The 21,973-nt window shown below is 71.4% G+C and carries 19 protein-coding genes and 1 pseudogene; 11 read left to right on the forward strand and 9 right to left on the reverse strand.

What is annotated here, in order from left to right:
* Positions 1-26: 26 nt before the first annotated feature.
* Positions 27-1,211, reverse strand: a complete 1,185-nt coding sequence (locus ACGFMP_RS25295; protein ID WP_393675274.1) for a PucR family transcriptional regulator — start codon at positions 1,209-1,211, stop codon at positions 27-29.
* Positions 1,212-1,356: 145 nt separating this feature from the next.
* Here ACGFMP_RS25295 and ACGFMP_RS25300 point away from each other — a divergent pair, with 145 nt between their 5' ends.
* The 11 genes from ACGFMP_RS25300 to ACGFMP_RS25350 all read left to right on the forward strand — a co-directional run bounded on the left by ACGFMP_RS25300 (position 1,357) and on the right by ACGFMP_RS25350 (position 14,223).
* Entirely contained in the window at positions 1,357-2,289 is a 933-nt protein-coding gene (locus ACGFMP_RS25300) for a proline dehydrogenase family protein (protein ID WP_393675275.1), read from the forward strand.
* Positions 2,290-2,316: 27 nt separating this feature from the next.
* Entirely contained in the window at positions 2,317-3,948 is a 1,632-nt protein-coding gene (gene pruA, locus ACGFMP_RS25305; protein WP_393675276.1) for an L-glutamate gamma-semialdehyde dehydrogenase, read from the forward strand.
* A 483-nt stretch (positions 3,949-4,431) separates the two neighbouring features.
* Positions 4,432-5,475 carry a 3-isopropylmalate dehydrogenase gene (locus tag ACGFMP_RS25310; RefSeq protein ID WP_393675277.1) on the forward strand — a complete coding sequence of 348 codons (1,044 nt, stop codon included), beginning with the start codon at positions 4,432-4,434 and terminating at the stop codon, positions 5,473-5,475.
* Between the two features lie 146 nt (positions 5,476-5,621).
* A complete protein-coding gene (locus tag ACGFMP_RS25315; RefSeq protein WP_393675278.1) occupies positions 5,622-6,710 on the forward strand; it encodes a branched-chain amino acid aminotransferase in 1,089 nt (362 codons plus the stop codon).
* A 369-nt stretch (positions 6,711-7,079) separates the two neighbouring features.
* Positions 7,080-8,678 carry a citramalate synthase gene (gene cimA, locus ACGFMP_RS25320; RefSeq protein ID WP_393675279.1) on the forward strand — a complete coding sequence of 533 codons (1,599 nt, stop codon included), beginning with the start codon at positions 7,080-7,082 and terminating at the stop codon, positions 8,676-8,678.
* 161 nt (positions 8,679-8,839) lie between these two features.
* On the forward strand, positions 8,840-9,349 hold the full coding sequence (locus ACGFMP_RS25325; RefSeq protein ID WP_393675280.1) for a hypothetical protein: 510 nt from the start codon (positions 8,840-8,842) through the stop codon (positions 9,347-9,349).
* A gap of 415 nt (positions 9,350-9,764) precedes the next feature.
* Positions 9,765-10,253, forward strand: a complete 489-nt coding sequence (locus ACGFMP_RS25330) for a GNAT family N-acetyltransferase (protein ID WP_393675281.1) — start codon at positions 9,765-9,767, stop codon at positions 10,251-10,253.
* A 64-nt stretch (positions 10,254-10,317) separates the two neighbouring features.
* Entirely contained in the window at positions 10,318-11,379 is a 1,062-nt protein-coding gene (locus ACGFMP_RS25335; protein ID WP_393675282.1) for an HpcH/HpaI aldolase/citrate lyase family protein, read from the forward strand.
* Positions 11,376-12,245, forward strand: coding sequence for an HpcH/HpaI aldolase/citrate lyase family protein (locus ACGFMP_RS25340; protein WP_393675283.1), 870 nt, complete (start codon positions 11,376-11,378; stop codon positions 12,243-12,245). Before ACGFMP_RS25335 ends, ACGFMP_RS25340 begins: the two co-directional genes overlap by 4 nt.
* 170 nt (positions 12,246-12,415) lie before the next feature.
* Entirely contained in the window at positions 12,416-13,999 is a 1,584-nt protein-coding gene (locus ACGFMP_RS25345; RefSeq protein WP_393675284.1) for an acyl-CoA carboxylase subunit beta, read from the forward strand.
* Between the two features lie 2 nt (positions 14,000-14,001).
* Positions 14,002-14,223: an acyl-CoA carboxylase subunit epsilon gene (locus ACGFMP_RS25350; RefSeq protein WP_393675285.1), complete on the forward strand. Its 222-nt coding sequence runs from the start codon at positions 14,002-14,004 to the stop codon at positions 14,221-14,223.
* A 95-nt stretch (positions 14,224-14,318) separates the two neighbouring features.
* Here the strand turns inward: ACGFMP_RS25350 and ACGFMP_RS25355 are convergent, their stop codons facing one another.
* The 8 genes and pseudogenes from ACGFMP_RS25355 to ACGFMP_RS25390 all read right to left on the reverse strand — a co-directional run.
* On the reverse strand, positions 14,319-14,897 hold the full coding sequence (locus ACGFMP_RS25355; RefSeq protein ID WP_393675286.1) for an ATP/GTP-binding protein: 579 nt from the start codon (positions 14,895-14,897) through the stop codon (positions 14,319-14,321).
* On the reverse strand, positions 14,878-15,441 hold the full coding sequence (locus ACGFMP_RS25360) for a DUF742 domain-containing protein (RefSeq protein WP_393675287.1): 564 nt from the start codon (positions 15,439-15,441) through the stop codon (positions 14,878-14,880). Before ACGFMP_RS25360 ends, ACGFMP_RS25355 begins: the two co-directional genes overlap by 20 nt.
* A gap of 87 nt (positions 15,442-15,528) precedes the next feature.
* Positions 15,529-15,942: a roadblock/LC7 domain-containing protein gene (locus tag ACGFMP_RS25365; protein WP_033173109.1), complete on the reverse strand. Its 414-nt coding sequence runs from the start codon at positions 15,940-15,942 to the stop codon at positions 15,529-15,531.
* Between the two features lie 10 nt (positions 15,943-15,952).
* Complete coding sequence (locus ACGFMP_RS25370) at positions 15,953-19,141, reverse strand: nitrate- and nitrite sensing domain-containing protein (protein ID WP_393675288.1); 3,189 nt, start codon at positions 19,139-19,141, stop codon at positions 15,953-15,955.
* A gap of 321 nt (positions 19,142-19,462) precedes the next feature.
* Positions 19,463-20,068, reverse strand: coding sequence for an ATP/GTP-binding protein (locus ACGFMP_RS25375; RefSeq protein ID WP_393675289.1), 606 nt, complete (start codon positions 20,066-20,068; stop codon positions 19,463-19,465).
* The gene (locus ACGFMP_RS25380) at positions 20,049-20,462 is read right to left on the reverse strand and encodes a DUF742 domain-containing protein (protein ID WP_073503129.1); all 414 of its coding nucleotides are present in this window, start codon (positions 20,460-20,462) and stop codon (positions 20,049-20,051) included. Before ACGFMP_RS25380 ends, ACGFMP_RS25375 begins: the two co-directional genes overlap by 20 nt.
* 96 nt (positions 20,463-20,558) lie before the next feature.
* On the reverse strand, positions 20,559-20,972 hold the full coding sequence (locus ACGFMP_RS25385; RefSeq protein WP_205043647.1) for a roadblock/LC7 domain-containing protein: 414 nt from the start codon (positions 20,970-20,972) through the stop codon (positions 20,559-20,561).
* Positions 20,973-20,981: 9 nt separating this feature from the next.
* Positions 20,982-21,973, reverse strand: a pseudogene (locus tag ACGFMP_RS25390) (histidine kinase); the annotation flags it as partial.

Consider the following 21,973-nt stretch of genomic DNA (forward strand, 5'->3'; position numbering starts at 1 on the left):
CATCAGGGGGGCGGCGCCGGTGCGTGTCAGAGCCTGGCCGCCTTGAGCGCCATGTGGAGCAGCAGCCTGGCCTCGCCGTCCGCGAGGTCGAGGCCGGTCAGCTGCTCGATGCGGGACAGCCGGTAGTAGAGGGTCTGCCGGTGGATGGCCAGCGCGGTGGCGGTACGCCCGGCCTGGCCCGCGTGGTCGAGGAAGACCTCGGCGGTGTGCGCGAGCTCCTGGTGCGCCGAGGTGAGCAGCGGGGCGACCGCGGGGTCGGGCGCCGCGTCGGCGGGCAGTGCGGTCAGCAGCCGGTAGGGGCCGAGGTTGGACCACTTGGCGATCGGGCCGAGCATCGGCTGGGCGTGTGCGGCCCTGGCCGCGGAGGTCGCCTCCTGCCAGGCCCCCGGCAGCCCCGCGAGCGAGCGGCTCGAAGCGCTGAGTCCTGCGACCATGCCCTGGCTGCCGACGGCGTCGAGCAGCCGGGCGGCCGCGGTGCGGGCCGGCGCCAGCACCTGCGGCGACCGCAGCCGTACCAGCAGCGCGATCAGCTCGCCGCGGCCGCGCTCCGGCACCTGGGCAAGCGCCGCAGCCGACGGGATGGTCCGCAGCCCAGGCAGCGCGCCCGGCGCCCCGTCGGCGGGCGCGCGGACGCACACCAGCGCGTGCGGCTCGTCCGCGTCCCGGTCGAGCGCGAGGCGCAGCGCGTCCTCCGCCGTGTCGCGCTCGGTCCTGGTGACCGCGGTCAGCAGCGCACGCAGCGCCCGGCCGGTCTCCGCGCCGGCCCGGGACATCGAGGCCAGCCGCTCGCCGATCCTGGCGGCCACCGCCATGGCGGCGGCCAGTTGCGCGGGGGAGTGCTCGGCCTCGTCCAGGAGCCATACGTAGCCGTAGACGAATCCGGCGTGCCGCACCGGCACGCACAGCCGGCCGCGTACCACGCCCGCGTCGGGGGCGGCGGGGATGCGGACAGGACCGGTGGCGCGGGCGATGCCGAAGCGCTCGAACCAGGCGCGGACCTCCGCGGTGGACTGCCTGGTCAGGATGGAGCGGGTGCGGACCGGGTCGGTGGCCGCGTCGTCGTCGCTGTCGTGGACCCCGAAGGCGATCAGCCGGAAGTCCCGGTCCTCCAGCGTCGCGGGGGCGCCGAGCAGCGCCGACACCTCGTCCACCAGGTCCTGGAATTCGCCGTAGTCCCCGTACTCAGCACGCACGAGACCATTCTCCCTCATACATCTGTATGAGGGAGAACGGGTCGATGCGTGACAGGTGTCCGTGGTCCAACGGGTAGGCGAATCCTAGATTCGCGGTGTCGGAGCCCTGCGCACCGGCAACCGCTCCGAGAGATCCGCTGTGCCCCGCCCTGGAGGACACCCCGTGTTCGGTCCCGTGTTGCTCGCCGCCTCGCGCAGCGACCGTATGCGCCGCGTCGTCGCCGCCGCGCCCGTCACCCGCCCGGTCGTCGACCGCTTCGTCGCGGGCGACGGCCTGCACCCGGCTCTGGACGCGGTCCGCGCGCTCACCGCGTGCGGCCTGGACGTCACCCTCGACCACCTGGGCGAGGACGTCACCGACCGGGCCACCGCGCGGGCCACCAGGGACGCCTACCTGCGGCTGCTCGAGCGGCTGGGCGACGACCTGCTCGGCACCCGTGCGGAGGTCTCGGTCAAGCTGTCGGCCTTCGGCCAGGCGCTTCCCGACGGCGGCCACGACATCGCGCTGGCCAACGTGACCGAGGTGGCGGAACTCGCATCGAGCATCGGCACCACGGTGACGCTCGACATGGAGGACCACACCACCGTCGACTCGACGCTCGCGGTGCTGGCCGAGCTGCGCAAGGAGCACCCGCAGACCGGCGCGGTCCTGCAGTCCTACCTCTTCCGTACCGAGGACGACGCCCAGGCGCTGGCCGTGACCGGCTCGCGGGTACGGCTGGTCAAGGGCGCCTACAACGAGCCGGCCAGGGTCGCCTTCCAGAACAAGCGGGATGTCGACAAGGCCTACGTGCGAGCCCTGCGCACCCTCTTCGCCGGGGACGGCTACCCCATGGTCGGCTCGCACGACCCGCGCATCATCGCCATCGCCCAGGAGCTCGCCGCCCGCAACGGCCGCCCGGCCGGCAGCTACGAATTCCAGATGCTCTACGGCATCAGGACCGCCGAGCAGCGGCGGCTCGCGGACGAAGGGGAGCGTATGCGGATCTACGTGCCCTACGGCGCAGACTGGTACGGCTATTTCATGCGGCGCCTCGCGGAGCGCCCGGCCAACCTCGCCTTCTTCCTGCGTTCCTTCGCCCCCGCCGGTCGCTGACCCCCGACTCACCAGGAGACACGCTTCATGGACGCCGTGACCCAGGTCCCCGCGCCGGTCAACGAGCCGGTGCACTCGTACGCCCCCGGCAGCCCCGAGCGCGCCCGGCTCGAAGCGAAGCTCAAGGAGCTGGCCGGCAGCCCGGTCGAGCTGCCGATGTTCATCGGCGCCGAGCAGCGCATGGGCGGCGGCGAACGCTTCGACGTCGTCCAGCCGCACAACCACGCGGCGGTCCTCGGCAGCTACGCCAACGCCACCACCGGCGACGCCCGGGACGCCGTGGACGCGGCCCTGGCCGCCGCGCCCGCGTGGCGCGCCACCTCCTTCGACGACCGCGCCGCGATCATCCTGCGCGCCGCGGAGCTCCTGGCCGGCCCCTGGCGCGAGACGCTGGTCGCCTCCACCATGCTGGGCCAGTCCAAGACGGTGCAGCAGGCCGAGATCGACAGCCCCTGCGAGCTGGTCGACTTCTGGCGCTTCAACGTCCACTTCGCCCGGCAGATCCTCGCCGAGCAGCCGGTCGCCAACTCGCCCGGCGTGTGGAACCGGCTCGACCACCGCCCGCTCGAAGGCTTCGTCTACGCGATCACGCCCTTCAACTTCACCGCCATCGCGGGCAACCTGCCCACCGCGCCTGCGCTGATGGGCAACGTGGTGGTGTGGAAGCCGTCCCCGACACAGACGCACTCCGCCGTACTGCTGATGCGGCTGCTGCGCGAGGCAGGGCTGCCCGACGGTGTGATCAACCTGGTCACCGGTGACGGCCTCGCCGTCTCCGAGGTCGCGCTGGAGCACCCCGAGCTGGCCGGCATCCACTTCACCGGCTCCACCAAGACCTTCCAGCACCTGTGGCGCACGGTCGGCCAGAACATCGAGCGCTACCGCTCCTACCCGCGCATCGTCGGCGAGACCGGCGGCAAGGACTTCGTCGTCGCCCACCCCTCGGCCGACCCGGCGGTGCTGAAGACCGCGCTGACCCGCGGCTCCTTCGAGTACCAGGGCCAGAAGTGCTCGGCCTCCTCGCGCGCCTACATCCCGCGCTCGATCTGGGAGAACGGCTTCAGGGAGGAGTTCGCCGCGGAGGTCGACGGCATCACCATGGGCGATGTCACCGACCTGTCCAACTTCGTCGGCGCCCTGATCGACGAGCGGGCCTTCGCCAAGAACAAGGCGGCCATCGACCGTGCCAAGGCCGACCCGACCGTCGAGGTCGTCGCGGGCGGCACGTACGACGACTCGGTCGGCTGGTTCGTCCGCCCGACCGTGCTGGTCTCCACCGACCCGGACAACGAGATCTTCCGGCAGGAGTACTTCGGCCCGGTGTTGGGCGTCCATGTCTACGAGGACGCCGACTTCGAGGCGATGCTCACCCAGATGGAGTCGGTCTCGGACTACGCGCTGACCGGCTCCGTGGTGGCGCGGGACCGGGTCGCCGCGGCCCATGTGATGGAGCGGCTGCGGCACGCGGCGGGCAACTTCTACATCAACGACAAGTCCACCGGAGCGGTCGTCGGCCAGCAGCCCTTCGGCGGCGGCCGGGCGTCGGGCACCAACGACAAGGCGGGCGCGGCGCAGAACCTGCAGCGCTGGACCTCCACCCGCTCGATCAAGGAGACCCTGGTGCCGCCGACCGACTACCGGTACCCGCACCAGGGCTGACCTGCGGCGATCTGAGACAGCACGAAGAGATCACCCGTTCACGGGCCTGCCGGGTCCGCGAACGGGTGATCGTCTGTCTCAGATAGTAGGAAGTCCGAGTAATTGTGGCGACAGGACGACCGCACTGTCCTAACTTTGTAGGGAGCCGAACGTCTCGCCTCATCGGGCGAGCGGCGGATGCGCGTCCTGAGCACTTTCGAGCGGGTCACCCCCCGCCGCCGGGACCCCCGCCCCGTTCCGCGGCAGTGCCCTCTTCGCCCGCTTTCGGCTTTCGCCTGCTTTCCCCAGGAGTTGATCCCCATGGACGACACCGCCCGCCAGAACGCCCAGCGCGCCCTCCAGCGCAGCCTCGACCGCCGTGACAACGGCGGCAGCACCGGCCACGAAGCGCGCTGACCCCCCGGATCCCCTCTCCCGCGGACGTGGCGTCCGGCATGCGGACACGCGGTGTCACCCGCTGGGATGCGGAGTAGCGTGCTTGGCATGTCTCGAAGCCTCAGCCTCGCAGTGATCCCCGGTGACGGAATCGGCCAGGAAGTCGTCGCGGAAGGTCTCAAGGTCCTCTCCGCCGTGCTTCCCCAGGACGTGAAACTCGAGACCCGGGAGTTCGACTTCGGCGCGAAGCGCTACCACGCCACCGGGCAGACCCTCACCGACGAGGACCTCGACCGGCTCAAGGAGCACGACGCGATCCTGCTGGGCGCCATCGGCGACCCCTCGGTGCCGTCGGGCGTGCTGGAGCGTGGCTTCCTGCTGAAGCTCCGCTTCGCCTTCGACCACCATGTGAACCTGCGTCCCAGCAAGCTCTACCCCGGCGTCGGCACCCCGCTCGCGGGCAGCCCCGACATCGACTTCGTCGTGGTCCGCGAGGGCACGGAAGGCCCCTACACCGGCAACGGCGGGGTGATCAGGTCCGGCACCCCGCACGAGGTCGCCACCGAGGTCAGCCTCAACACCGCCTTCGGCATCGAGCGGGTCGTACGCGACGCGTACTCCCGCGCGCAGGCCCGCCCGCGCAAGAAGCTGACCCTGGTGCACAAGAACAACGTGCTGGTGCACGCCGGCCACCTGTGGACCCGCATCTTCCAGGAAGTCGGCAGCGAGTTCCCCGACGTCACCACCGACTACCTGCACGTGGACGCGGCGACCATCTTCCTGGTCACCCAGCCCGAGCGGTTCGACGTGATCGTCACCGACAACCTCTTCGGCGACATCATCACCGACCTCGCCGCTGCCGTCTCCGGCGGCATCGGCGTCGCGGCCAGCGGCAACATCAACCCCGGCCGCGAATTCCCCTCGATGTTCGAGCCGGTCCACGGCTCCGCGCCGGACATCGCGGGCCAGTCCAAGGCCGACCCGACCGCGACCGTGCTGTCCGTGGCGCTGCTGCTCCGGCACCTGGGCCACGACGCCGAGGCCGACCGGATCGACAGCGCGGTGCAGGCCGACCTCGCCGGGCGTGCGGACCTCCCCGTACGCTCCACGGTCGAGATCGGCGACGCGCTGGCCGCCCGGGTCTCCGGCTGACCGGACACCAGAGGTAGGTACCCGGCCCCGCCGCTGCGATAATCGTCAGAGGCGGGGCCGCTTCACGGCGGGAAAGTCGGACGTCCTAGCAGTGAGGGACGGCACAAGCAGGCAGCGAGAGACCAGACACGGTGAAGGACACACACATGACGACGCCCACGATCGAGCTGAAGCCGTCCGCGAACCCGCTGTCCGCCGCCGAGCGTGACGCGATCCTGGCCCGTCCGGGTTTCGGCCGGTACTTCACCGACCACATGGTCACCATCAGGTGGACCGAGGGCCGCGGCTGGCACGACGCCCAGCTCACGCCGTACGCACCGCTGTCCATCGACCCCGCGAACATGACGCTGCACTACGCCCAGACCATCTTCGAGGGCCTCAAGGCCTACCGGCAGCCCGGCGGCGGTGTCGCGACCTTCCGCCCCGAGGCCAACGCCGAGCGCTTCCGGGCGTCCGCGCGCCGGCTGGCGATGCCGGAACTCCCCGTCGAGACGTTCGTCGAGGCCTGCGACGTGCTGGTCAGGCAGGACAAGGACTGGGTGCCGAACGAGGGTGAGGCGTCGCTCTACCTGCGGCCCTTCATGATCGCCACCGAGGTCGGCCTCGGGGTGCGGCCGGCCGACGAGTACCTCTTCCTGGTCATCGCCTCCCCGGCAGGCGCCTACTTCTCCGGCGGCGTCCAGCCCGTCTCGGTCTGGCTGTCGGAGGAGTACGTCCGCGCCGCGCCCGGCGGCACCGGAGCGGCCAAGACCGGCGGGAACTACGCCGCCTCCCTCGTCGCCCAGGCCCAGGCCATCGCGCACGGCTGCGACCAGGTGGTCTGGCTGGACGCGATCGAGCGCTGCTGCATCGAGGAGATGGGCGGCATGAACCTGTACTTCGTGTACGGCGACAGAATCGTCACTCCCGAGCTGTCCGGCTCCCTGCTGCCCGGCATCACCCGCGACTCGCTGCTGACCATCGCCGCCGACCTCGGCTACGAGGTGGGCGAGGGCCGCATCACCGTCGACGACTGGCGCCGCCAGCACGAGGAGGGCACCCTCACCGAGGTCTTCGCCTGCGGTACGGCCGCGGTGATCACCCCGGTCGGCTCGGTGAAGTCCACCAGGGCGAGCTGGCCGGTGGCCGACGGGGCGCCGGGCCCGGTCACGATGCGGCTGCGGTCCGCGCTGCTCGACATCCAGACCGGGAACGCCCCCGACCCGCACGGCTGGATGCACCCGCTGGGCGTGTAGACGCGAGGCGTCCCGCGGGACGCCGGGGAGAGCCCCGGCGTCCCGCCTGGTAGCGCCGGACCGGATGGTGAGACCGCTTACCGGATGGGCTCGCCCGTATGCCAGACTGACGGCGTGCACCTGTACGCCCGCATTATTGGCAGCAGGCACGCCGGTCCGCAGTGACGCCCCCCTGACCCCAGTGGAACGTCACCGTGTCCCAGACCCGCGTGCAGACCTCTCGCATCCGCGAGAGGTTTTTTCGTTTCCCGGACCACCCGCGCCGGAGGCGAAACCGCACGAGGGATGATGGGGGCAAGTGGAGCTGGACCCTCCGGATGTCAGCGCATCCGGCGGCAACCCACTCACCCGACAGGAGTTACGACAGCCATGACCGCCGAACCGGACGACAGCTTCCATGTCTTCGACACCACGCTGCGCGACGGCGCCCAGCGTGAGGGGATCAACCTCACCGTCGCCGACAAGCTGACGATCGCCCGGCACCTGGACGACTTCGGGGTGGGATTCATCGAGGGCGGCTGGCCGGGAGCCAACCCCCGCGACACCGAGTTCTTCGCCCGTGCCGCCAAGGAGCTGGACCTCCGACACGCCACGCTGGTCGCCTTCGGCGCGACCCGCAGGGCCCATGCCAGCGCCGCCGACGACCCCCAGGTCAGGGCGCTGCTCGACTCGGGTGCCCCGGTGATCACCCTGGTCGCCAAGTCGCACGACCGCCATGTCGAACTGGCGTTGCGCACCACGCTGGAGGAGAACCTGGCGATGGTCGCGGACACCGTCTCGTACCTGGTGGCCCAGGGCCGCAGGGTGTTCGTGGACTGCGAGCACTTCTTCGACGGCTACAAGGCCAACGCCGGCTACGCCACCGCGGTGGTACGGGCCGCGCACGAGGCGGGCGCGTCCGTCGTGGTGCTGTGCGACACCAACGGCGGGATGCTGCCCGCCCAGGTGCAGGCCGTGACCGGCCTGGTGCTGGCCGACACCGGGGCCAGGCTCGGCATCCACGCCCAGGACGACACCGGCTGCGCGGTCGCCAACACCCTGGCCGCGGTGGACGCCGGCGCCACCCACGTGCAGTGCACCGCCAACGGCTACGGCGAGCGGGTCGGCAATTCCAACCTCTTCCCGGTGGTCGCCGCGCTCGAACTCAAGCACGGCCGCCGGGTGCTGCCCGAGGGCGCGCTCGCCGAGATGACCAGGATCTCGCACGCCATCGCCGAGGTCGTCAACCTGCCGCCGTCCACCCACCAGCCGTACGTGGGGGTGTCGGCCTTCGCGCACAAGGCGGGCCTGCACGCCTCCGCGATCAAGGTGGATCCCGACCTCTACCAGCACATCGACCCCGAACTGGTCGGCAACACCATGCGGATGCTGGTCTCCGACATGGCCGGCCGGGCCTCCATCGAGCTCAAGGGCCGCGAGCTGGGCATCGACCTCGGCGAGGACCGCGAGCTGGTCGGCCGGGTGGTGGCGCGGGTCAAGGAGCGCGAGCTCAAGGGCTACACCTACGAGGCCGCCGACGCGTCGTTCGCGCTGCTGCTGCGGGCCGAGATCAACGGCAGGCCGCAGCGCTTCTTCCGCACCGAGTCCTGGCGGGTCATCACCGAGGACCGCCCCGACGGCACGCACGCCAACGAGGCGACGGTCAAGATGTGGGCCAAGGGCGAGCGGATCGTGGCCACCGCCGAGGGCAACGGCCCGGTCAACGCGCTGGACCGGGCGCTGCTCAGCGCGCTGGAGCGGATCTACCCCAAGCTCGCGGAATTCGCCCTGGTCGACTACAAGGTCCGCATCCTGGAGGGTACTTCGGGCACCGACTCGACCACCCGGGTGCTCATCACCACCACCGACGGCGAGGCCGAGTGGTCCACCGTCGGGGTCGCGGACAACGTGATCGCCGCGTCCTGGCAGGCGCTTGACGACGCCTACACCTACGGGCTGCTGCGGGCGGGTCTCGACCCGCAGGAGTAGCAGGTCCGGCGCTCCGGTCGCCCGGCGGGAATCCTCCCGCCGGGCGACCGGTGTGTCATGTTCATTCGCAAAACACTGGCGACGCGCGTAGACCTCGGGCACACTCCTCCTGCGCCACCTGCACCACGCCCACCCCAGCGGAACCAGCAGGAGGAAAACGCATGCGACTGCGCATCCGTACCGTGATGAGCACCCTCACCCTCGTCGGCACCGCACTCTTCGCCCCCGGCGTCGGACTGGCCGCGTCCACCGACGCGTTCGCCGTCACCAAGCTCACCCACGCCCAGGCGACCGCCATGTTCAGCGCCGCGGGCATCACCTGGTCGTCGTCCGGCGGCTGCTCCAACCGCAACGTCTCGACCTGTACGTCCTTCGACCAGCTCAACCAGGCGACCGCCCAGGGCGCGGTCACCCTCAAGCACGCCAGCGGCTGCGCCATCAACATCACCGGCGGCACCGAGACCGGCCACGCCAGCGGCACCTACTCGCACTGGAACGGCTACAAGCTCGACTACGGCAAGAACACCTGCCTGACCAACTACGTCCACAACGCCTTCAGCTACATCGGCCTGCGCGGCGACGGCTACCCGCAGTGGCAGGCCGCGTCCGGCAACATCTACGCGGACGAGGGCACCCACTGGGACGCCCTGTACTACAGCTGCGGCTGCTGAGGCCCGTCTTCCCGCGCCCCTGGTCTGCGCCCGGCCGCCGCGTGCGGCGCCGGCCGCCAGGGGCGCGGGAGGCGCCCCGGCCGCCGCACGGGCCGAAGGCCGGTGCCCGCCCCGGGCGCCGGGACCCGCGGGGGCCGCGGCCGCCGGAGATGAGTACGGGTGCTCAGGCGCCGGCCCTGCCGCCGCGAATAGCCTCGGCGCAGCCGAGGTCGCAGGGGGCGCGCGATCATGATCGTTTCCGCCGTCACGCCGCTCGGCGTGCGGCCGCTGCCCCTGCCCGCGGCCGCGGCGGACCGCGCCTTCCCGGCCGGCTCGCGATGATCCCGGCGCGGCCCCGCTTCCCCGCTTCCGGCGGCGCCGGGATCGTCCGCGAAAGGGCTGTCACCCGGCCCGTGACAGCCCGTAGGGTGCCGCGGTGACCGCAACCACCTTCAGCGTCCGTGCGGCCGAGCCCGCGGACGCCGCCGCCGTCGCCCATGTCCACATCGCCTCCCGGGAGGCGACCATGCCGTATCTGCCGCCGCGCCGGCGCAGCGACGCCGAGGTCGAGGCCTGGGTGCGGGACGTGATCATGCCGACGGCCGCGGTCTGGGTCGCCGCGGCGGACGACGGCCGGGTGGTCGGCTACGCGGCCGTCAGGGGGGACCGGCTGGACGCCCTCTACCTGCTGGCCGGGGTGCTGCGGCAGGGCGTCGGCAGCGCGCTGCTGTCCGCGGCGAAGGCGCACCGCCCCGGCGGCCTGACGCTCGCCGTCTTCCAGCGGAATACGGGAGCCAGGGCTTTCTACGCGCGCCACGGCTTCACGGTGGTCGACACGAACGACGGATCGCGCAACATGGAGAACGAACCGGAACTGACGATGCGCTGGCAGCCGGTGACCAACAGCACACGTACTGACGGGTAATCTGCACGCCCCGGCGGTCTTAGGGTGAGCGGCGAACCCTCGACCCGACCCTCCGGGAGATCGCATGCGCTCGGCGAAGGACTTCTTCCGCCCGCTGGCTGTGGGGGCACCCGCGCCCCTGCGCGAGGTGCCGTTCAGGCCCTCGCGGATGATCCATTTCTTCGATCCGGGCAACGAGCGGATGGCCGCCAAGGTCCCCGCCCTCGCCCCCCAGGTCGATGTACTGCTGGGCAATCTGGAGGACGCCGTCGCCGCGGACCGCAAGGAGGCCGCCCGTGCGGGGCTGGTCGCCGTCGCGAAGTCCACCGACTTCGGGTCCACCCAGCTGTGGACCCGGATCAACAGCCTGGACTCGCCGTGGGCGCTCGACGACCTGGTCACCCTGGTCGGCGGGATCGGCGACCGGCTCGACGTCGTGATGGTCCCCAAGGTCGAGGGCCCGCACGACATCCACTACGTGGACCGGCTGCTGGCCCAGCTGGAGGCGAAGGCGGGCCTGAGCCGGCCGATCCTGGTGCACGCCATCCTGGAGACCGCCGCGGGTGTGGCCGCCGTCGAGGAGATCGCCGGGGCAAGCCCCCGGATGCAGGGCATCTCGCTCGGCCCCGCCGACCTGGCCGCAAGCCGGCGGATGAAGACCACCAGGGTCGGCGGCGGCCACCCGGGCTATCTGGTCCGCGAGGACCCCCAGGGCGACGCCCCGCGGGTGACCCACCAGCAGGACCTGTGGCACTACACGATCGCGCGGATGGTCGACGCGTGCGCGGCGCACGGCATCCTGCCGTACTACGGCCCCTTCGGCGACATCCAGGACGTCACCGCCTGCGAGGACCAGTTCCGCAACGCCTTCCTGCTCGGCTGCGTCGGCGCCTGGACGCTGCACCCGGTGCAGATCGCCATCGCCAAGCAGGTCTTCTCGCCGGCGCCCGAGGACGTGGCCTGGGCCCGGCGGGTGATCGAGGCGATGGGCGACGGCACCGGCGCGGTGATGATCGACGGCAAGATGCAGGACGACGCCACCTACAAGCAGTGCCGGGTGGTCGCCGGGCTCGCCGACACGCTCGCCGCCCGGGACCCCGAACTCGCCGAGGCCTACGCCGCGGCGGACAAGGCGGCCAGGCGATGACCGAGACCCCGCGCCCGCGCCGCTCCGTCCTCTACATGCCCGGCGCCAACGAACGCGCCCTGGAGAAGGCCCGCACCCTGCCCACCGACGCGCTGATCCTCGACCTGGAGGACTCCGTCGCCCCCGACGCCAAGAAGGAGGCCAGGGACCGGGTCGCCGCCGCGGCCGCGAGCGGCGGCTACGGCCACCGCGAGGTCACCATCAGGGTCAACGCGCCCGGCACCCCCTGGCACGCCGACGACCTGCGGGCGGCGGCGGAGGCGGGACCCGACGCGGTCGTGGTGCCCAAGGTGGACGACCCCGGCACGGTCACCGCGGTGGTGGCCGCACTGGAGGCGGCCGGCGCACCGGACCGTACAGCCGTCTGGGCGATGATCGAGACGCCCACCGCGATGTTCGACGCCCGGCGGATCGCCGCGGCCTCCGAGCGGCTCGCCGTGCTGGTCATGGGCACCAACGACCTGGCGAAGGAGCTGCACGCCGAGCATGTGCCCGGCCGCGCCCCGCTGCTGACCGCCCTGTCCATGGCCCTGCTGGCCGCACGCGCCACAGGGAAGGTCATCTTGGACGGTGTCTACAACGACGTCCAGGATCTGCCCGGCTTCGAGGCCGAAACCCTCCAAGCGCGGCAGCTCGGCTTCGACGGCAAGACCCTCATCCATCCCCGCCAGCTCGAACCCTGCAACCGGGTCTTCGCCCCCGCCGCGGCGGACGTCGAGCGCTCCCGGCGGATCATCGACGCCTTCGATCAGGCCACGTCACAGGGCCGCGGGGTGGTCACGGTGGACGGCAGGATGATCGAGAACCTGCACGTTGAGGAGGCCAGGAGGCTGCTCGCGCTGGCCGCCGCGGTCGAGGGCCGCTGACTGTTACATGCACATGTCGCCCAGGTGCGGCAGATGAACGGCGGGGTACCGGGGCCGGGGCCCGGCACCCCGCCGCCGGGCGTTTCTGTCGGGATCCGCCATGAAGCGGCGACGGACACTGTACGAAGTCGATGGCCTGTTTTTCGTGCCGCGGCTCGTACTGTCGATGCATGACCACATCGCAAGAGGTGCCCGTCGAGGTGAACGACGCCCGCGGGCGGGTGGCCGAACTCCACGCCATCCGCGCGGAGGTCGTCCGCGGCCCGAGCGAGAAGGCCACCGAGGCCCAGCGGGCCAAGGGCAAGCTCACGGCCCGCGAGCGGATCGACCTGCTGCTCGACGAGGGCACCTTCCGTGAGGTGGAGCCGCTGCGGCGGCACCGGGCGACCGGCTTCGGCCTCGAGGCCAAGCGGCCCTACACCGACGGAGTGATCACCGGCTGGGGCACCGTCCACGGCCGCACGGTCTTCGTCTACGCGCACGACTTCCGGATCTTCGGCGGCGCCCTCGGCGAGGCCCACGCCACGAAGATCCACAAAATCATGGACATGGCGATCTCGGCGGGCGCCCCGCTGGTGTCGCTGAACGACGGCGCCGGCGCCCGTATCCAGGAGGGCGTCTCCGCGCTGGCCGGCTACGGCGGCATCTTCCAGCGCAACACCCGCGCCTCCGGCGTCATCCCGCAGATCAGCGTGATGCTCGGCCCGTGCGCCGGCGGCGCCGCCTACTCCCCGGCGCTGACGGACTTCGTCTTCATGGTCCGCGAGACCTCGCAGATGTTCATCACAGGACCGGACGTCGTGCAGGCCGTCACCGGCGAGCAGATCACCCAGAACGGCCTGGGCGGCGCCGACGTCCACTCCTCGGTCTCGGGCGTCTCGCACTTCGCCTACGACGACGAGCAGACCTGCCTCGAAGAGGCCCGCTACCTGCTCTCCCTGCTGCCGCAGAACAACCGAGAGAACCCGCCCGCCGTCGAGAGCCACGACCCGGCCGACCGGCGCGGCGACGCGCTGCTCGACCTGGTGCCCGCGGACGGCAACCGCGGATACGACATGCGCAAGGTCATCGAGGAGATCGTCGACGACGGCGAGTACCTGGAGGTCCACGAGCGCTGGGCCACCAACATCATCTGCGCGCTGTCCCGGCTCGATGGCCAGGTGGTCGGCATCGTCGCCAACCAGCCCGCGTCGCTGGCCGGAGTGCTCGACATCGAGGCGTCGGAGAAGGCGGCCCGCTTCGTGCAGATGTGCGACGCCTTCAACATCCCGATCATCACCCTGTTGGACGTCCCCGGCTTCCTTCCGGGCGTCGCACAGGAGCACGGTGGAATCATCAGGCACGGTGCGAAGCTGCTCTACGCCTACTGCAACGCCACCGTCCCGAGGATCTCGCTGATCCTGCGCAAGGCCTACGGCGGCGCGTACATCGTGATGGACAGCCAGTCCATCGGCGCCGACCTCACCTACGCGTGGCCGACCAACGAGATCGCGGTGATGGGAGCGGAAGGCGCGGCCAACGTCATCTTCCGTCGGCAGATCGCCGACGCCGACGACCCCGAGGCGATGCGTGCACGCATGGTCAAGGAGTACAAGGCCGAACTGATGCACCCCTACTACGCCGCAGAACGCGGCCTGGTGGACGACGTCATCGACCCGGCGGAGACCCGCGAGGTACTGATCAGCTCGCTGTCCATGCTCCGCACCAAGCACGCGGATCTGCCGTCGCGCAAGCACGGCAACCCTCCCCAGTAGCCATGGAGACCACTGTGAGCACTCCCGCCGATTCCCTCGTGCGAGTCGAGAAGGGCCACGCGGCCCCGGAGGAGCTGGCCGCGATCACCGCGATCCTGCTCCTGCGGGCAGGCGCGGGCGCCGGTGGCGACAGCGCCGCCGGGATTCCGGTCAGGTCCACCGCCAAGTGGCGGCGCCTGGAGCGCACCCCGGGCTTCCGGGCCCCGCACTCCTGGCAGGGCTGACCCCGCCGCGCGACCCGCGCCGCCGCGACACAGGCAGCACGAAGGCCCCGCACCTCACCGGTGCGGGGCCTTCCGCGTCGAAGGACAGCCGGGTCCTAGCGGAGCCGGGCCATCAGGGCGTGCTCCACCAGGGTGATGAGCGCGCTCTTGGCCTCGGCCCTGTGGCGGGCGTCGGTGACGATGATCGGTGCCTCGGGGCCGATCTGCAGGGCCTCGCGCACCTCCTCGGGACCGTAGGGCTGGTGGCCGTCGAAGCCGTTCAGGGCGATGACGAAGGGCAGGCCGCTGTTCTCGAAGTAGTCGACGGCGGGGAAGCAGTCCGCGAGGCGGCGGGTGTCGACCAGTACGACGGCGCCGATCGCGCCGCGCACCAGGTCGTCCCACATGAACCAGAAGCGGTCCTGCCCCGGCGTGCCGAACAGGTAGAGGATCAGGTCCTGGTCGAGCGTGATCCGGCCGAAGTCCATGGCCACCGTGGTGGTGGTCTTGTCGGGCGCGTGCGTCAGGTCGTCGATGCCGGCCGACGCGGAGGTCATCACCGCTTCGGTGCGCAGCGGGTTGATCTCGGAGACGGCGCCGACGAACGTGGTCTTGCCCACGCCGAATCCGCCCGCCACCACGATTTTCGCGGAAGTAGTGGCGCGCGCCGGGCCGCTAGAGCTTCCGAAGTCCACTGAGAACCCTCTCAAGCAAAGTCACATCTGGCTGTCCGCCCGCGGCCTCGTCGCCGCCGGGCTGGTGAATCGTGACCAGGCCTGCCTCGGCCAGGTCCGCCACCAGGATCCTGACCACACCGAGCGGGATCGTCAGCAGCGCGGAGATCTCCGCGATCGACTTGATCTCCCGGCACAGCAGGCAGATCCGCTGGTGCTCCGGCAGCTGCCCGCGCAGCCGCTCGGGATCCGCGGTGGTACTGACCAGCGCCTCGATGGCGAGCTGGTAACGCGGCCTGGTGCGGCCGCCGGTCATCGCGTACGGGCGTACGAACCCGCTCGGCGTCTGCGAGCGCCTGCCGCCCTGTCCGCCGCCGCCTGCACCCCGGCCACCGCCGTGCGGTGCCTGCGGTGGCGGTGCCTGCGGTGGCTGGTACGGCTGGATCCGCGGCTGCCTGGGCGGCCGGTACGGTTCCGGCTCGGGGGCCGGCGCCGACGGGTAGTACGGGTTCACAGGCGGCTGGTGCGGGCTGCCATACGGCTCTGCGCCGGGAGACGTGCTCACGAGTCCTCCTCCTGATACGGCTGCGACGCACCGCCCGGACCTCTGGGAGAGGCCAGGGCGCGTCCGCCCGCCCGTTCGCTGGTTGAGCTAGTTGAGCAGGCTGCCCTGCAGTTCGGCCCTGAGGTCGGGGGTGAGTACGGTGCCTGCGCGGTCGACGAGCAGGGCCATTTCGTAGCCGACGAGGCCGATGTCGCACTCGGGGTGGGCGAGTACGGCCAGGGAGGAGCCGTCGGAGACGGACATGATGAAGAGGAAGCCGCGTTCCATCTCGACGACGGTCTGGTTGACGCTGCCGCCTTCGAAGATGCGGGAGGCTCCGGCGGTGAGCGAGGTCAGGCCGGAGGCGACTGCGGCGAGCTGGTCGGCGCGGTCGCGCGGGAATCCGTCGGACATCGCGAGCAGCAGGCCGTCGGCGGAGACCACCACGGTGTGGGACACCCCGGGGGTGTTGTCCACGAAGTTGGTGATCAACCAGTTCAGGTTCTGTGCCGCCTGGCTCATCGGACTCAACTTAGCGCTCCTGGTTCTGGGGGCCGCCGAAGTTGCGGTCGGTGGCCTGTCCGTTCGTGTCAGTTCCAGCAGTGCGCCCCTGCTGGACGCCACGGCGCAGGTTACTCAACCTGCCCCTGACGTCCTCGGGTGCGCGGGAGACCTGTGGGCCGCCCTGCGGGGTCTGCGTCGCGGTACCCGGGACCAGGTTGGCCTTGGGCACCCGCCGTGGCAGGCCGGAGGGGGTGACCCCGCCTGCCTTCGGCTCGCGGACCGACTCGGCCCGCTGCCAGTTCTCGTCGTTGTTCGACCGCCATCCGGACTGGTCCGGCTGGGGCTGGTTCTGGGGCTCCGGCGACTCCTGAGCAGCCTGTTCCTGAGGTGACGTACGGGGCTTCCGGTCCCGGCGCGGCAGGCCTGAGTCCGTCAGCGAGGGGGAGCCTACGCTCTCGGACGGCTGCTCGGGGAGCCCGTTGAAGTCACCGGAACCGAAGTTGCGGTCGTAACCGGGGTCGTAGACCATTTCCGGCTGCTCGTCCTGGGAGCCGTACGACTGCGCGAAGAATCCGTTCTGCTCATAAGGGCCGCTCTCCTGCTGCGCCGGATAGCCCTGCTGGGCGTAGCCGCCCTGGAAGCCCTGCTCGTACGTCTGCTGCTGGTAACCGGCGTCGAAGCTCTGGTCATACGAACCCGCGGGTTCGTAGCCGCTGACGGGCTCGTAGGGGCCTTCCTGGCGCTGCTGCGGCTGCCCGGCCGGGTCCACCTCGGGCGCCTGCGGGTCGGCGTAGTACGGCTGCGGCTGCTGCGGGTCCTCGTACTGCGGCTGCGGCTCGTCCTCGCGGTCGGCGGAGACCGCCGCCTCCAGCTGGGCCCTGCGGTCGCCGCGCAGCAGCGAGCGGCCCACCGGGTCGAGCGCGGGGGCGCCGTCCGCGCCCTGCGGCGCGGACTGGTCGTAGCGCGAGTCGTCGAAGCCGAGCTCGGCGGCGGTGCGCCGGCCGAGCTCCGCGGCCTCGTACGGCTGGTCCTGCGCCGGCAGCCCCGCCGGCTCGGGCACGATCCGCGACACGGTGAAGTCGGTCTCGGCGTCGCCGAGTTCGTCCTCGCCGCCACCGCCGTGGGTGATCGGCTCCGGCAGCATCACCAGCGAGGTGGTGCCGGCCTGCTCGCCGGAAGGCCGCAGCTGCACCCGGATGCCGTGCCGGTCGGACAGCCGGCCGACCACGAACAGGCCCATCCGCTTGGCGATCTCCACGTCCACCGTGGGCGGCTCGGCCAGCTTGTGGTTGATGTCCGCGAAGTCCTCCGCGGTCAGGCCGATGCCCTTGTCGTGGATCTCGACCATCACCCGGCCGTCCGGCAGCCGGGTCGCGGTCACCCGCACCCTGGTCTGCGGCGAGGAGAAGGTGGTGGCGTTCTCCAGCAGCTCGGCCAGCAGGTGCACGAGGTCGCTGACCGCGCTGCCGTGGATGTCGCTCTCCGGGATGCCGACCAGCTCGATCCGGTCGTACGCCTCGACCTCGGAGGCCGCCGCGCGCAGCACGTCCACCAGCGGAACCGCCTGGTTCCACTGCCTGGCCGGCTCCTCGCCCGCGAGCACCAGCAGGTTCTCGCCGTTGCGCCGCATGCGCGTGGCGAGGTGGTCCATCTTGAACAGGCTCTCCAGCTGGTCCGGGTCCGCCTCGTTGTTCTCCAGCTCGGTGATCAGCGTGAGCTGGCGCTGGATGAGGCCCTGGTTGCGCAGCGAGAGGTTGGTGAAGATCGCGTTGACGTTGCCCCGCAGCAGCGCCTGCTCGGCGGCCAGCCGGACCGCCTCGCGGTGCACCTGGTCGAAGGCGCGGGCGACCTCGCCGATCTCGTCCCTGGTGTTGATCGGGATCGGCGCCACCGAGGTGTCCACCCGTCCGGGGTCGGTGCGCGACAGCTGGTCGACCAGGCCGGGCAGCCGGGTCTCCGCGATGTCGAAGGCCGCGCCGCGCAGCCGACGCATGCTGCGGCTCATGGTGCGGGCCATCATGCCGGCCACGATGAAGGCGATGATCAGCGCGACCACCACGATCGCGGAGTTGAGGATCGCGTCCCGCCGGGCGTTGGAGGCGATCTTCGCCGCGTCGCCGGCCGCCGAGTCGGCGAGCGCCACCTCGACGGTGCGGTAGGCGTCGAAGGACAGCGTGGACGCCGCGAAGTAGGTCTCGGGGGTGATGCCCTCGGCCTTCAGCTGGGCGGTGGTGCGGCCGGGGGTGGCGATCTCGGTGACCATCTTGGGCAGGTCCGGCGGCACCACGAAGGGCTGCCCGGCCGCGGCCGCCTGGTCCCGCGCGGCCGTGATCTGGTCGCGGCCCTTCTGCAGCGCCGCGTTCTGCGCGGCCTTGAGGTTCTGCACGTCGGCCGCGGTACCGCCGCCGTTGTACTCCTCGAGGGCGATGCCCTCCAGGTAGTGGTACGACCCGAGCGAGGTCTTCAGCAGCGCCAGTTCGCTGGGGGAGGGCTTGTCCTCGACCAGGATGTGCATGCCGATCGACCGGGTCAGCGACTCGGCGGCCTTCGACAGCGAGGCGGCGTAGAGGGTGCGGCCGTAGGCGGTGATGTTGCTGGTGCCGTAGCCCAGCTCGTTGGCCAGCTCCATCAGCGGGTGCTGGATCTTGACGTACCACTCCTCGGTCTGCACACCGGAGAGCTGGCGGGTGAAGGCGGCCTTGCGGAGGCTGGCCAGCTCGGGTTCGACCGTGCGGAAGTTGGTCATCCGGCGTTCGAGGCCCGCCTCGTGGGGCATGCGCGCCGCAGCGGTGTCGAAGGCCTGGGCGGCGGTGTCGGTGGCGGCCCGCGAGGTGGTGACGGCCGGGTCGCTGCGCTTGCCCGCGAGCAGCGGAACCACCGTGAGGTCGCGCTCGTTGATCAGTGCGTTGCTGTACGTCGCCGCGGCCCTGACCAGGTCCGCGGTGCGCACCGCGTCGTCGGCCTGGTGCCAGGTGTCCACCGAGCTCTTGACCCGGAAGCCGCCGAAGATCAGGGCGACGAGCACGGGTATCAGGAGGATCGCGTTCAGCCGGGTGGCCACCCGCCAGTTCCGCACGCTGAAACGGCCGCCGGGATCAGGCTGTACCGGAGCTTCGACGGCCCGGTCCGCGGGAGTGACCCCGGGACGCTGGGGCGGCGTGAAATTCCCCCGCGGGCCGTGCTGGGCACCCGCTTCGGCTCGCCTCGTGTTCCTCACTGGACCAACAACCTCTCGGCGACGGCACAACGAAGGCCGTTCCTACGCTCGGGTTCTGCGAATTCCAGCACGCCGAGGGGGCGCTAGCCAAACGTCCGGCAACGGTGTGCGTACGTGCGTTCGGTGGAAAGCGGAACGGGCAAACGGTGCCTATGTGGACAGAGCCACCCAATGGTGTACGCGCTGCGGCACCGGCTGAGCGCGAGCCGTGTTCACAGCCAATGGAAACTCTGTCGAAATGTTATGAAGGCGGGCCGGCCGTGTCCGACGACACAACCGGCCCCCATGGCCTTCGACGTGGCAAGTTGCCAATGGCACGAGCTATTTGAGCCGTGCCAGCAGCGCGTGCTCGACCAGCGTGATGAGCGCGCTCTTCGCCTCGCCGCGGTGGCGGGCGTCCGTGGTGATGATCGGTGCCTCGGGGCCGATCTGCAGGGCCTCGCGCACCTCCTCGGGACGGTACGGCTGGTGGCCGTCGAAGCCGTTCAGGGCGATGACGAAGGGCAGGCCGCTGTTCTCGAAGTAGTCGACGGCGGGGAAGCAGTCCGCGAGGCGGCGGGTGTCGACCAGTACGACGGCGCCGATCGCGCCGCGCACCAGGTCGTCCCACATGAACCAGAAGCGGTCCTGCCCCGGCGTGCCGAACAGGTAGAGGATCAGGTCGTCGTCGAGCGTGATCCGGCCGAAGTCCATGGCCACCGTCGTGGTGGTCTTGTCCTGGACGTGGCTCAGATCGTCGATGCCGGCCGACGCGGAGGTCATCACCGCTTCGGTGCGCAGCGGGTTGATCTCGGAGACGGCGCCGACGAAGGTCGTCTTGCCCACGCCGAACCCGCCCGCCACCACGATCTTCGCGGAGGTCGTCGAACGCGCCGTCGGCGCACCGTACGCAGGCTGCGGCTGCGCCCTAGAGCTTCCGAAGTCCACTGAGCACCCTCTCAAGCAGTGTCACATCAGGCTGGCCGCCGGCCTCGCCGCTGCCCGGCTGGTGGATGGCGACCATGCCGGCCTCGGCGAGGTCGGCCACGAGAATCCGGGCCACACCCAGCGGGATGGCCAGCAGTGCAGAGATCTCGGCGACCGACTTGATCTCCCGGGTCAGATGGCAGATCCGCTGGTGCTCGGGCAGCAGTCCCGCATACTGCGCCGGGTCGGCTGTCGTGCTGACCAGCGCCTCTATCGCGAGCTGATAGCGCGGCCTGGTCCGGCCACCGGTCATGGCGTACGGCCGCACCAGCGGCTGATCACCTTCCACTCCGTACGGCGCGTGGTGGGACGCGCCGTACGGGCCTTGGCCCGGCGAGGCGGGTGGCGGGGTCATGAGGGTCCTCCGTGTCCGGGCAGTGCATGTCGCGGTGCGGAAAAACGGGAACGAGCGGCCGATGGGCGGTTGGGACGGGCGCGGACCGGGGTGGACTCAGTGCATGAGGCTGCCCTGCAGTTCGGCCCTGAGGTCGGGGGTGAGCACGGTGCCTGCGCGGTCGACGAGCAGGGCCATTTCGTAGCCGACGAGGCCGATGTCGCACTCGGGGTGGGCGAGTACGGCCAGGGAGGAGCCGTCGGAGACGGACATGATGAAGAGGAAGCCGCGTTCCATCTCGACGACGGTCTGGTTGACGCTGCCGCCTTCGAAGATGCGGGAGGCTCCGGCGGTGAGCGAGGTCAGGCCGGAGGCGACTGCGGCGAGCTGGTCGGCGCGGTCGCGCGGGAATCCGTCGGACATCGCGAGCAGCAGGCCGTCGGCGGAGACCACCACGGTGTGGGACACCCCGGGGGTGTTGTCCACGAAGTTGGTGATCAACCAGTTCAGGTTCTGTGCCGCCTGGCTCATCGCACTCAACTAACGCTCCTGATGATTCGTACCGAAACCGCGGCCATCGGTCGTGCCGCCGGCCTCCCGGCCCTGCTGGATTCCCCGTCGGAGGTTCGTCAGCCGCCCGCGCACGTCGTCGGGCGAACGGGAGACCTGCGGGCCGCCCTGCTGGGGCTGCTGCTGGGTCGCCCCGCCGGCGACGAGATTCGCCCGCGGCACCCGCCGCGGCAGTCCGGAGGGGGTGACCCCGCCGGCCGACGGCTCGCGGACCGCCTCGGCCCGCTGGCGCAGCGCGTCATTGGGCGAGGTCCGCCAGTTCGGCGTCTCGCGCGGCAGCGGCTGCGCCGCGGGTGCGGGCGGCGCCCCCGCGGGAGCCGCCGGTGCCGCGGCGGTCGGCGCGGGCGCGGGCTGCGGCGCCTGCTGCTGCGATGCGCCGCTGCCGGGCCGCTGCGGGCCTGCGGGGGACGGGCGTTCGGTACGCGGCCGCTGCGGCGGTGCGGTGCGGCCCACCGGGCGGGGCGCCGACGGGGCCTGCTGGCCGCGCGCGCTCTGCTCGACGTGGATCTGCTGCATCCGCTCGGCCTGGCCGGTGCGGAACCAGTCGGACTCGATCGCCGAGAAGATCGGCGTCGGCTCGTCGCCCCTGGTCGGAGCAGGCGGCAGTGCCATCGGCTCGGCGGGCTGCTGCTGGAGCGGCTGCTGCCCCGGCCGCTGCTGGAACGGCCCGATCGGCTCGGGGGCGCCGGGCAGGCCGGGACCGCCCTGCATACCGGGCTGCGGAGCCATCGGGTGCTGCCCGGTGACATCGCTGCGCTCCTGGCCCGGCATCTGCTGCCGGCCGGTGTCGTACGGCTGCTGCGGTGCGCCGCCGTCGCGGTGACCCGGTCCGCCCTGCGGGCGGCCGCCGGGCTGCGGGTACTGGCCGGTGCCGCCGCCGAAGGTGTCGTCGGCCCGGACCGCGGGGAACTGGGCGGTGTCGCCGGGGCCGCCCTGCCCCTGCTGCACCGGGTACTGGCCGG

The organism is Streptomyces sp. NPDC049040 (genome assembly GCF_043197715.1).
Classification (GTDB): Bacteria; Actinomycetota; Actinomycetes; order Streptomycetales; family Streptomycetaceae; genus Actinacidiphila.

Excerpts from the sequence above, each read along its gene's own strand:
- ACGFMP_RS25315 (WP_393675278.1), top strand. The coding sequence starts at position 5,622 with ATGACGACGCCCACGATCGAGCTGAAGCCGTCCGCGAACCCGCTGTCC.
- ACGFMP_RS25340 (WP_393675283.1), top strand. The coding sequence starts at position 11,376 with ATGACCGAGACCCCGCGCCCGCGCCGCTCCGTCCTCTACATGCCCGGC.
- cimA (WP_393675279.1), top strand. The coding sequence starts at position 7,080 with ATGACCGCCGAACCGGACGACAGCTTCCATGTCTTCGACACCACGCTG.
- ACGFMP_RS25350 (WP_393675285.1), top strand. The coding sequence starts at position 14,002 with ATGGAGACCACTGTGAGCACTCCCGCCGATTCCCTCGTGCGAGTCGAG.
- ACGFMP_RS25325 (WP_393675280.1), top strand. The coding sequence starts at position 8,840 with ATGCGACTGCGCATCCGTACCGTGATGAGCACCCTCACCCTCGTCGGC.
- ACGFMP_RS25365 (WP_033173109.1), bottom strand. The coding sequence starts at position 15,942 with ATGAGCCAGGCGGCACAGAACCTGAACTGGTTGATCACCAACTTCGTG.
- ACGFMP_RS25295 (WP_393675274.1), bottom strand. The coding sequence starts at position 1,211 with ATGAGGGAGAATGGTCTCGTGCGTGCTGAGTACGGGGACTACGGCGAA.
- ACGFMP_RS25345 (WP_393675284.1), top strand. The coding sequence starts at position 12,416 with ATGACCACATCGCAAGAGGTGCCCGTCGAGGTGAACGACGCCCGCGGG.
- ACGFMP_RS25310 (WP_393675277.1), top strand. The coding sequence starts at position 4,432 with ATGTCTCGAAGCCTCAGCCTCGCAGTGATCCCCGGTGACGGAATCGGC.
- pruA (WP_393675276.1), top strand. The coding sequence starts at position 2,317 with ATGGACGCCGTGACCCAGGTCCCCGCGCCGGTCAACGAGCCGGTGCAC.
- ACGFMP_RS25380 (WP_073503129.1), bottom strand. The coding sequence starts at position 20,462 with ATGACCCCGCCACCCGCCTCGCCGGGCCAAGGCCCGTACGGCGCGTCC.
- ACGFMP_RS25385 (WP_205043647.1), bottom strand. The coding sequence starts at position 20,972 with ATGAGCCAGGCGGCACAGAACCTGAACTGGTTGATCACCAACTTCGTG.
- ACGFMP_RS25335 (WP_393675282.1), top strand. The coding sequence starts at position 10,318 with ATGCGCTCGGCGAAGGACTTCTTCCGCCCGCTGGCTGTGGGGGCACCC.